General features: G+C 68.6%; 10 protein-coding genes. 8 read left to right on the forward strand and 2 right to left on the reverse strand.

All coding sequences use genetic code 11. The features are described 5' to 3' along the window. Positions 1 to 127 (forward strand): LemA family protein (locus ACLQ6X_RS03110; protein WP_411698719.1); only part of this gene is annotated, 127 nt, incomplete at its 5' end. A 20-nt stretch (positions 128 to 147) separates the two neighbouring features. Then, positions 148 to 1,038: a M48 family metalloprotease gene (locus ACLQ6X_RS03115; protein ID WP_411698709.1), complete on the forward strand. Its 891-nt coding sequence runs from the start codon at positions 148 to 150 to the stop codon at positions 1,036 to 1,038. Here the strand turns inward: ACLQ6X_RS03115 and ACLQ6X_RS03120 are convergent. Continuing rightward, positions 1,035 to 1,766, reverse strand: a complete 732-nt coding sequence (locus tag ACLQ6X_RS03120; protein ID WP_411698710.1) for a dienelactone hydrolase family protein — start codon at positions 1,764 to 1,766, stop codon at positions 1,035 to 1,037. The genes ACLQ6X_RS03115 and ACLQ6X_RS03120 overlap by 4 nt on opposite strands. 73 nt (positions 1,767 to 1,839) lie before the next feature. Then, the gene (locus tag ACLQ6X_RS03125; RefSeq protein ID WP_411698711.1) at positions 1,840 to 3,084 is read right to left on the reverse strand and encodes a winged helix-turn-helix domain-containing protein; all 1,245 of its coding nucleotides are present in this window, start codon (positions 3,082 to 3,084) and stop codon (positions 1,840 to 1,842) included. Between the two features lie 176 nt (positions 3,085 to 3,260). Between ACLQ6X_RS03125 and ACLQ6X_RS03130 the strand changes: the two genes are divergently transcribed. The 6 genes from ACLQ6X_RS03130 to ilvA are packed head-to-tail and all read left to right on the forward strand — an operon-like array spanning position 3,261 to position 9,674. Further along, positions 3,261 to 4,379 carry an ABC transporter substrate-binding protein gene (locus ACLQ6X_RS03130; protein WP_411698712.1) on the forward strand — a complete coding sequence of 373 codons (1,119 nt, stop codon included), beginning with the start codon at positions 3,261 to 3,263 and terminating at the stop codon, positions 4,377 to 4,379. Positions 4,380 to 4,391: 12 nt separating this feature from the next. Next, positions 4,392 to 5,342, forward strand: coding sequence for an ABC transporter permease (locus ACLQ6X_RS03135; RefSeq protein ID WP_411698713.1), 951 nt, complete (start codon positions 4,392 to 4,394; stop codon positions 5,340 to 5,342). Then, positions 5,339 to 6,160 carry an ABC transporter permease gene (locus ACLQ6X_RS03140; RefSeq protein ID WP_411698714.1) on the forward strand — a complete coding sequence of 274 codons (822 nt, stop codon included), beginning with the start codon at positions 5,339 to 5,341 and terminating at the stop codon, positions 6,158 to 6,160. The genes ACLQ6X_RS03135 and ACLQ6X_RS03140 overlap by 4 nt, the downstream gene beginning before the upstream one ends. Then, on the forward strand, positions 6,157 to 7,236 hold the full coding sequence (locus ACLQ6X_RS03145) for an ABC transporter ATP-binding protein (protein WP_411698715.1): 1,080 nt from the start codon (positions 6,157 to 6,159) through the stop codon (positions 7,234 to 7,236). Before ACLQ6X_RS03140 ends, ACLQ6X_RS03145 begins: the two co-directional genes overlap by 4 nt. 36 nt (positions 7,237 to 7,272) lie before the next feature. Then, a complete protein-coding gene (locus tag ACLQ6X_RS03150; RefSeq protein ID WP_411698716.1) occupies positions 7,273 to 8,439 on the forward strand; it encodes an AI-2E family transporter in 1,167 nt (388 codons plus the stop codon). Beyond that, positions 8,436 to 9,674: a threonine ammonia-lyase gene (gene ilvA / locus ACLQ6X_RS03155; protein ID WP_411698718.1), complete on the forward strand. Its 1,239-nt coding sequence runs from the start codon at positions 8,436 to 8,438 to the stop codon at positions 9,672 to 9,674. Before ACLQ6X_RS03150 ends, ilvA begins: the two co-directional genes overlap by 4 nt. The last annotated feature ends 159 nt before the right edge of the window (positions 9,675 to 9,833 follow it).

Here is a 9,833-nt window from a genome sequence, read left to right on the forward strand (position 1 = left end):
GCTGAACACCAAGATCAAGGTCTTCCCCAACACCCTCTTCGTTCGCGGACTCGGATTCTCCGAGCGCGAGTTCTTCGAGGTCTCCGACGCGGCGGCCATCGCGGAACCGCCCCGCGTGCAGTTCTAGTCACCCGAGGTCGTACCTAGATGTATCGCGCCATAGCCGCGAACAAGCGCAACACGGTGTTCATCATCGTGCTGTTCGTGATCCTCATCGCCGTTCTCGGCTACGTCGCCAGCCTGTTCATGGGCGGCGACCCGCTCGTGATCACGATCGGCACGGTGATCGGTGCCGGCGCCTACACGCTGATCCAGTACTTCGCGGCCTCCCGGCAGGCGCTCGCGATCAGCGGAGCGCACGAGATCCAGAAATCGGATGACCCGCGGCTCTACCGCATCGTCGAGAACCTGGCCATCACCAACGGTATGCCGATGCCGAAGGTGTACATCATCAACGAGGACGCGCCCAACGCCTTCGCCACCGGCCGCGACCCCAAGCACGCCGTCGTCGCCGCGACCACGGGCCTGCTCGCGATCATGGACGACGACGAGCTCGAGGGCGTGATGGCGCACGAGCTGGGGCACGTGCAGAACTACGACATCCGCGTCTCCACCATCGTGTTCGGCCTGGTCGTGGCGGTCGGTTTCATCGCCGACATCCTGCTGCGCTTCAGCTTCTTCTCCGGCGGCAACCGCAACAACAACAACGGCGGCAACCCGCTGGTGCTCGTGCTCGGCATCGTGGCGCTCATCGTCTCGCCGCTGGTCGCCGGGGTCGTTCAGGCGGCCGTGTCTCGCCAGCGCGAATACCTCGCGGACGCCACGGGAGCGATGACCACGCGTCATCCGGAGGCCCTCGCGAGCGCTCTCGGCAAGCTGGCCGCCTACGGCCGGCCCGTGCGGCGCCAGCACTCGTCGATGGCGCACATGTGGATCTCCGACCCGAACAAGCCCGGCCTGATCGACAAGCTGTTCAGCACCCACCCGCCGCTCGCCGAGCGCGTCGAGCGCCTGCACAAGATCGGCGGCGGCTTCTAAGCCTGCTCGCCCCGCGCCGCGACGAACGGCAGCACCCGGCTCCAGAGCAGCTCGGTCGCCTCGGCGTCGAACTCGTCGGGCAGAGTCGGGTCGGTGAACAGGTGCCCGGCTCCCGGATAGTCGAACAGTTCGAGGGTGCCTCCCGCTGCCGCGACATCCGCCAGCGCTTGCTCCTCGACGGGATCACGGAACGGGTCGTCCACCTTCTGGTGGCTCTGCGAGTCGACGCCGGCCGGCCACCTAGCATCGTCGCCGAACCACTCCACGGGGTTCAGGCCGGCGAACTGCAGCACGCCCGACACGCTGCGGCGGGTCGCGACGTAGACCGCGTCGGACGATCCCATCGAGAACCCCGCGACGACGAACCCGTCGGGCAGCCCGGCGACCGCGGCGAGGGCGCGCGTCGCACGGAAACCCTCGGGCTGCTCGCCCGCCCAGGCCATGGCCGGCTCGTACTCGTCGAACACCCGACCGTCGTACAGGTCGGGCACGATCACCTCGTGGCCGGCCGCGTGCAGCCGCGCGGCCGCGTCGAGTTCGCCCTGGCGCACGCCGAGCGCGGAATGGAAGATCACAACCGTCGTCATGGCTCCCCATGATGGCAGCGTCGGGGCCGCCCGTCCATGCCTCGCGTGATGCGATCCGATGCGACGCCGCAGCCGTGCGTGCCGCGGCCGCGCTGCAGATGAGCCGGTTCCGGCCGCATGAGCCATCCGCGGCCGCGTCATTTGGCCGGAACGGGCTCATACGCGCGCCGCGCTGCGGCTGGCGGCTCGGGCGCGGGTAGGGCTAGCTGTCGGGCTAGCTGTCGGGCTGCGGCTCGGGCGGCTCCACGAGCGTGGCGGCCCGCAGCGGCAGGCCCGCCGCACCCGCCAGATCGCGGGCGAGGTCGCCGCGGTCGACGATCTCGATCGCGTCGAGACCCTGCCAGGCGCGGGCGCTCTCGAGCAGGGGCACGATGCGCTGCTCGATGCCCGCGGGGGCGCCGGCCTCCCGCCACGCCGACTGCACCCGCAGCACGCGGTTCTGGCGGTCGCTCTTCAGGTCGATGCGGCCCACGATGCGGTCGTCGACCAGCACCGGCAGGCTGTAGTACCCGAACACCCGCTTGTGTGCCGGCGTGTAGATCTCGATGCGGTAGTGGAAGTCGAACATGCGCTCGGCCCGAGGCCGCGCCCACACGACGGGGTCGAACGGGGAGAGCAGCGCCGCGGCCTCGATGCGGCGCGGGATGCGGGCGTCGCGGTGCAGGTACGCCTGCTGTTTCCACCCCTCCACCGTCACCGGCACGAGTTCGCCCTCGTCGACGAGATCGTCGACCGCGGACCGCGCTGGCCCCTGCTTGATGCGGTAGTAGTCGGCGATGTCGGCGAGCGTGCCGATGCCGTGCGCCCGGGCGCCGTCGGCCATGAGCGCACGCACCGCGTCGGACTCGGCCACCGTGGTCGCCAGAATCTCGGCCGGCACGCGCTGCTCGGCGAGGGCGTAGCTGCGCTCGAACCGGGTGCGGCCGGCGGAGACGACCTCGCCCCAGCCGAAGAGGTACTCGAGCCCGTACTTCACGTCGCTCCACCCCCACCAGCTGCCGGTGCCGCGGTTGGCGTCGTGCTCGATCTGACTCGCCGGCAGCGGACCCTTCGCGGCGAGTTCGGCGCGCAGCCAGTCGAGCATCGCACCATTGCTGTGGGGCCAGCCCGTGACATCCGCGGTCTGTTTCGCGCGTCGCGCGTCCATGCGCCACTGGAACAGCGGCCGCTTCGCCATCGGAATGATCGCCGCCTCGTGCGCCCAGTACTCGGTGTAGCGGCTCTTGCGGCCGAACGTAAGCCGGTCGAGATCGGCCTTGTCGTAGTGCCCGAGGCGCGCGAACACGGGCAGGTAGTGGCTGCGCTCGTAGACGTTCACCGAGTCGAGCTGCAGCAGGCCGAGCCGGTCGACGAGGGAACCGAGCTGACGGATGCCCGTGGTCGCGTCAGTCGGACGCCGCCCGAAGCCCTGCGCGGCCAGGGCGATGCGTCGGGCCTGGCGTGCGGAGATCTGAGTCACGACACGACACTACCGACTGCCGCAGACACCGGGTCTATACCGACGCCGTTCGCCCATCGTTCACTCGCCCGTACCCGGCCGGTCCGCGCTGCTCCGTACCGTTCTGACAAGGTCGACCGGTTCCCTTCTGCCCGCTCACAGCGCGGGCGGCCGGCGCGGCCACCAGGAGGAATCCCTTGTTCAGAAAGCGCCACCTCGCCGGCATCGCAGTCTTCGCCGCCGCCGCGATCACCCTCAGCGCCTGCTCGACCCCGAGTGAGACTCCCGCCGCGTCCGACGTCGACGCGGCCACCGCCACCTCCGCCGAGGACTTCGGCGGCCTCGACGCGCTCGTCGAAGCGGCCAAGGCCGAGGGCGAGCTCAACGTCATCGCGCTCCCCGACAACTGGGCCAACTACGGCGAGATCAAGGCGGCCTTCGAGGAGAAGTACGACATCACCGTCAACTCGGCCGACCCCGACATCTCCAGCGCCGAAGAGATCACCGCGGCCGACAACCTCAAGGGCCAGGACACCGCCCCCGACGTCTTCGACCTCGGCACGGCCGTCGCGCTCGCGAGCACCGACTACTTCGCGCCCTACCAGGTCGAGAACTGGGCCGAGATCCCCGACGAGAACAAGGAGTCGACCGGCCTCTGGGTCAACGACTACACCGGCTCGATGTCGATCGGCTACAACTCGAACGAGGTTCCCGAGCCCGAGTCGCTCGACGACCTGCTCGGCGACGACTACAAGGGCGCCGTCGCGCTCAACGGTGACCCGACGCAGGCGGGCGCGGCCTTCGCCGCCGTCGGTCTCGCCACCGTTCAGCAGGGCGGAACGCTCGACGACTTCCAGGACGGCATCGACTACTTCGGCGAGCTGAAGAAGGCGGGCAACTTCATCCCCGTCAACGCCACCCCGGCCACCATCGCCTCGGGCGAGACCAAGGTCGTCTTCGACTGGAGCTACAACAACCTCGCCCAGACCTCGGTCGTCGACGGCTGGAAGGTGACCACCCTCCCGGGTGCCGCCTACACGAGCTTCTACAACCAGGCCATCAGCAAGGACGCCCCGCACCCCGCGGCCGCGCGTCTCTGGCAGGAGTTCATCTTCAGCGCCGACGCCCAGAACATGTTCATCGTCGGCGGCGCCTACCCGGTCACGCTCGAGGCCATGAACGAGGCCGGCACCACCGACGAGGACGCGATCTCCGCGATCGGCAACCTCGAGGGCGAGATCGTCACCCCGACGACCGAACAGTCCGAAGCGGCATCCGCACTGCTCGCAGAAAAGTGGGCTGCGGCCATCGGCTAGCAGCAACCACCCATGACTGTCGCTAACGCGCCAGTTCTCGTATCGGGTGCTGTGGGAGCCACGCCTCCGCAGCACCCGATCGCCGAACCGGCCAGCTCTCCCCGGCGCCGCGCCTTCAGCGGGCTGGCCAAGTATCTCGGGCTCGCGCCCTTCGCCGTCTACGTCGTGCTGTTCCTGGCGATCCCGACGGTGCTCGCGATCGTCACCGGGTTCTTCACCGAAGACGGCTCGTTCACGCTGTCGAACATCGCGGGGCTCTTCGACCCCCTCGTGCTCGCCACCTTCGCCAGCTCGTTCTGGGTGTCCGCGGTCACCGCCGTCATCGGCGCGGTCGTCGGGGCGCTCGTCTGCTACGCCCTGCTCGGCACCCGGCCCGGGGGAGCGCTGCGCTCGTTCATCGACTCGGCCGCGAGCGTGCTCGCGCAGTTCGGCGGCGTGATGCTCGCCTTCGCGTTCATCGCCGCGATCGGCACGCAGAGCCTGCTCACCATCTGGCTCCAAGACAGCTTCGGCGTCGACATCTACGAGAGCGGCCCGTGGCTGTACCAGCCCGCCGGCCTGCTCGTCGTCTACACCTACTTCCAGGTGCCGCTCATGATCATCACCTTCCTGCCGGCGCTCGAGGGGCTCAAGTCGCAGTGGGCCGAGGCCAACGCCACACTCGGCGGCACCCGGTTCACCTACTGGACCAAGATCGCCTTCCCCGTGCTCGCGCCATCGTTCTTCGGCAGCCTGTTGCTGCTGTTCGCCAACGCGTTCTCCTCCTACGCCACGGCCGCCGCGCTCGTGAGCCAGGGTTCACCGATCGTGCCGCTGCAGATCCGTGCCGCGCTCGTGAGCGAGACCGTGCTCGGCCGCGAGAACATGGCGGGCGCACTCGCCCTCGGCATGGTCGTCGTGATGGTCGTGGTCATGTGGGGCTATTCGGTCCTGCAGGCACGCACGTCGAGGTGGCAGAAATGACGTCGAAGAACTCTGTGCGTCTCGGCACCGAGCCGGGCAATGTCACGCGCTGGATCATCCTCGGCGTCGTGGGGATCGTCTTCGCGTTCCCCATCCTGGCGATGGTGGAGTTCACCTTCCGCGACGGCCTGTCGGGCGCGCACACCCTCGACCACTGGACGGGGCTCTTCTCCGAGGACGCGGCCCGCACCTACCGCAACCTGTTCACGGCGATCGGCAATTCCGTGCTGCTGGCGGTCGTCACGGTGGGCATCGTGCTCGTCGTGCTGCTGCCCACGATGATCCTCGTGCACCTGCAGTTCCCCCGCCTCAAGCGCGTGCTCGAGTTCATCTGCATCATCCCGATCACCGTGCCCGCGATCGTGCTCGTCGTCGGTCTCGCGCCGGTCTACGCCGTGGTCGTGCAGGTCTTCGGCGGCTCCATCTGGACCCTCGCCTTCGCCTACGGCATCACGGTTCTGCCCTATGCCTACCGCGCCATCCAGTCGAATCTCGACGCCGTCGACATGATCACCCTGAGCGAGGCCGGCCGCACGCTCAGCGCCAACTGGGGAAGCGTGCTCTGGCACGTGCTGCTGCCCAACCTGAAGCGCGGGGTTCTCGCCGCGAGCTTCATCTCAGTAGCCGTCGTGCTCGGCGAGTTCACCATCGCCAGCCTGCTCAACCGGGTGAACCTGCAGACCGCCCTGCTGCAGGTCGGCCAGTCCGACCCCTACGTCGCCATCATCTTCGCGTTGCTGGCGCTGTTGCTCGCGTTCGTGCTCCTGCTCTCCATCGGCCGCATCGGCCGTTCCCGCCGCACCGGAAGTGACTCATGACCCTCACCGCACCCACCAGCACCCTGTCGGCCGAGCCGGGCGCCACCGTCGAACTGCGCGACGTCATCAAGAGCTACGGCACCGTGCAGGCGCTCTCCGGCATCGACCTCGTGATGCAGCCGGGGGAGTTCATCGCCCTCCTCGGCCCGTCCGGCTGTGGCAAGACGACCGCCCTGCGCGCACTGTCCGGGCTCGAGACCATCGACTCGGGCAGCATCCTGATCGACGGTGTCGACGTGGCATCCACGCCCACCAACAAACGCGACATCGGCATGGTCTTCCAGTCGTATTCCCTCTTCCCCCACATGACGGTGATCGAGAACGTCGAATTCGGGCTCCGGATGCGCAGGGTCCCGAAGGCCCAGCGCCGGGAGCGGGCGGCCGACGCCCTCGAGATGGTCGGCCTCGGTGCCCACGCCGCCCGTTTCGCGCACCAGCTCTCGGGCGGCCAGCAGCAGCGCGTCGCCCTCGCGCGCGCCCTCGTCACGCGTCCCCGCGTGCTGCTGCTCGACGAGCCGCTCAGCGCGCTCGACGCGAAGGTGCGCGTGCAGCTGCGCGAGGAGATCCGCCGCATCACACGCGACCTCGGCATCACCACCGTCTTCGTCACGCACGACCAGGAGGAGGCCCTCGCGGTCGCCGACCGGGTGGCCGTGATGCGGGCCGGCCGCATCGAACAGATCGGTACGCCGCGCGAGCTGTACGCGACGCCGGTCAACCCGTTCGTGGCCGATTTCGTCGGACTCACCAGCCGCGTTCCCGGGGAGGTCGTCGACGGCGAGGTCGTCGTGTTCGGCATCCGGCTGCCGCTGCTCGGCGAATCGCAGCCCGACGGCCCGGTGACCGCGTTCATCCGGCCGGAGGACGTGGCTCTCGCCACCGCCGACACCGAGGGCGCCATCGCGGCCACCGTCGTCGCCTCGAGTTTCCTCGGATCGCTGCGCCGCACCGACTTCCTGCTGCCCGACGGATCCGTCATCGCCGTGCAGCACGACGTGAACGATGCCCCCGAGGTCGGAGACGCCGCGTTCCTCAGACTGAAGAAAGCGCCGGTGGCCGCAAGCCCCCGGGCCTAGCTAGTTCGGGCGGCACCGGAAACATAGAATCGGGAAATGCTCTTTCGATCGCGTCGCCCCGACGAATCCCCGGCCCTCATCACCCCGCAGCTTCCGGTCGACGCCGGGGAGAGGTCGCTGCCCGACGGGATGAAGATCGCGGGCGCGTGGTCGTGGCGCATCCTCGCCATCGTCGGGGTGCTCGTGGTGTTCGGGCTGCTGATCATCCAGCTGCGCGACATCGTCATCCCGCTCATGATCGCGGTGCTCGTCGCGGCCCTGCTCGTGCCCATCGTGCAGTTCCTCGTGCGGCACCGCTGGCCGAAGGCGCTCGCCGTGGCCGTGGCCCTGCTCGGCGCGATCGTGGTCATCACCGGGCTCATCTATCTCATCGTCTGGCAGATCCGGCAGGGCTACGGCGACATCCAGGAGCGGTCGATCACCGCCTACGAGGACTTCCAGGAGTGGCTCGACACGTCGTTCGGCATCAACTCCGACGAATTCAACGGCTACCTCGACGACGCGATCGCGGCCATCCAGGCCGACAGCTCGTCGCTCTGGTCGGGCGCGCTCACGGTGGGAACCACCGCGGGGCACTTCCTCGTCGGCGTGCTGTTGGTGCTGTTCGCGACCCTGTTCATCCTCATCGACGGCAAGGGCATCTGGAACTGGGTCGTGCGCCTCTTCCCGCGCAAGGCGCGCGCCGCGGTCGACGGTTCGGGCCATGCCGGCTGGCTGACCCTCACCACCTTCGTGAAGGTGCAGATCTTCGTCGCCTTCGTCGACGCCGTCGGCATCGGCCTCGGCGCCTTCATCCTCGGCCTGCCGTTCGGCGGCTTCCCGCTCGTCATCCCGATCACCATCGCGGTCTTCCTCGGTTCGTTCATCCCCGTCGTCGGTGCCGTGGTCACCGGAACCATCGCCATCTTCGTGGCGCTCGTCTACCTCGGCCCGATCCAGGCCCTCGTCATGCTCGGTATCGTGCTGCTCGTTCAGCAGATCGAAGGCCACGTTCTGCAGCCGCTCGTGATGGGCGCCGCCGTGAAGGTGCACCCGCTCGCCGTGGTCTTCGCAGTCGCCGCCGGGTCGGGCGTCGCGGGCATTATCGGCGCCCTGTTCGCGGTACCGTTGGTGGCAACGCTCAATGTCATGGTGACCTATATCGCGAGCGGAAAATGGCGCACCACCACGCGTCCCGGGTTGAAAGAAGCTATCAAGCAATGACCGACACCTCCCTCATCGGGCCCACACTGGCCGATTTCGAGGGAGCGCGCACCATCGTCTCCCACGTCGCAGACGTAACACCCATGGAATCGGCGCGCTTTCTCGCGGAGATCCTCGGATCGCCCGTCTACCTCAAGTGCGAGAACCTGCAGCGCACCGGCTCGTACAAGATCCGCGGTGCGTTCAACCGCCTCGCCCGGCTCTCCGACGCCGAGAAGGAGCGCGGGGTCGTAGCGGCCTCGGCCGGCAACCACGCCCAGGGCGTCGCGTTCGCCGCCCGTGAGCTCGGCATCAAGGCAACCATCTTTATGCCCGTCGGCGTTCCGCAGCCCAAGCTCGCCGCCACCCGCGGCTACGGCGCCGACGTCGTGCTGCGCGGCACGACCGTCGAGGAGCCCCTCCGCGCGGCGGCCGAATTCGCCGAGAAGACCGGCGCCGTGCTCATCCCGCCGTTCGACCACATCGACGTGGTCACCGGTCAGGGCACCCTCGGGCTCGAGATCCTCGACCAGGTGTCCGACCCCGACACCGTGATCGTGCCGATCGGCGGTGGCGGACTCGTCTCCGGCGTCGCCAGCGTGATGAAGCAGCGGGCCGCCCTCGAGGGACGCACCGTACGCATCATCGGCGTGCAGGCCGCGAACGCGGCTCCCTACCCGCTCTCGCTGCAGAACGGTTTCATCACCGCGGTCAAGACGCTCCCGACGATCGCCGACGGCATCAACGTCGCGCAACCCGGGGTGCTGAACTTCGCCATGGTCACCGAATACGTCGACGAGGTCATCACCGTCGACGACGACCTCATCGCCCGCGCCATGCTGCTGCTGCTCGAACGCGGCAAGCTCGTGGTGGAGCCGGCCGGAGCAGCGGGGGTCGCCGCGATCCTCAGCGGCCAGGTGACGAACGCCGGGAAGACCGTCGTGGTGCTCAGCGGCGGCAACATCGACCCGATGATGATGGAGCGCGTGATCAGCCACGGTCTCGCGGCGTCGGAGCGCTACCTGAAACTACGCATCCCGCTGCCCGACCGGCCGGGGCAGCTGGCCCGCACCGCGGCGCTCGTCGCCGAGGCGAACGCGAACGTCGTCGAGGTGCTGCACACCCGGCACGGCGACGGTATGCAGTTCAGCCAGGTCGAGCTCGAGCTGCACATCGAGACGCGGGGGCCCGAGCACGCGCAAGAGGTGCTCACCCGGCTGCGCGACGAAGGCTACGAGCCGCGCGTCGACTTCTAGCCCATTCTGCCGGTCGAGTAGGTCGCGCAGCGACCGTATCGAGACCCGGGTTTCGATACAGACCGTAGACGGCCTTACTCAACCGACACAAGAGTTACGGCGTGTACGTCTCCACGGCGACGATCTCCACCGAGATCGACTTGCCGCTCGGCGCCGTGT

Source organism: Conyzicola sp., from assembly GCF_046714715.1.
Taxonomy (GTDB): Bacteria; Actinomycetota; Actinomycetes; order Actinomycetales; family Microbacteriaceae; genus Conyzicola.